The organism is Vibrio sp. 10N.222.55.C6, from assembly GCF_041473395.1.
Lineage (GTDB): Bacteria > Pseudomonadota > Gammaproteobacteria > Enterobacterales > Vibrionaceae > Vibrio > Vibrio crassostreae_C.
Genome location: NZ_JBFRSD010000947.1, coordinates 1 through 241, shown reverse-complemented (window position 1 = coordinate 241; position 241 = coordinate 1). Strand labels below are relative to the sequence as shown.

The window sequence follows — 241 nt, the reverse complement described above, 5'->3', positions numbered from 1 at the left end:
ACCCAATACCAATAGGGAATGACAATTTATTTCCACTGCTCGCTTCGTGATTATAGCTCCAAGTTGGTTGCGCTTGAATTTGCCATCCATCGTCTAGATTCGCGGTATAGAAGTACTGTCCACCAGTAATACTCGCGTCGGCGTCATTGCTTCCGCCAGCGTTCCATTGATGGGTAATTAACGCCCCGATAACCCCCCAGCTTTGTACGTAGGCTAAGGCAAACTCTGGACCGAGTAAGAA

Annotated in this window: 1 pseudogene; it reads right to left on the bottom strand. The window is 48.1% G+C overall.

The features are described 5' to 3' along the window. Positions 1–241 (bottom strand): annotated as a pseudogene (locus AB4486_RS26995) (hypothetical protein); the annotation flags it as partial.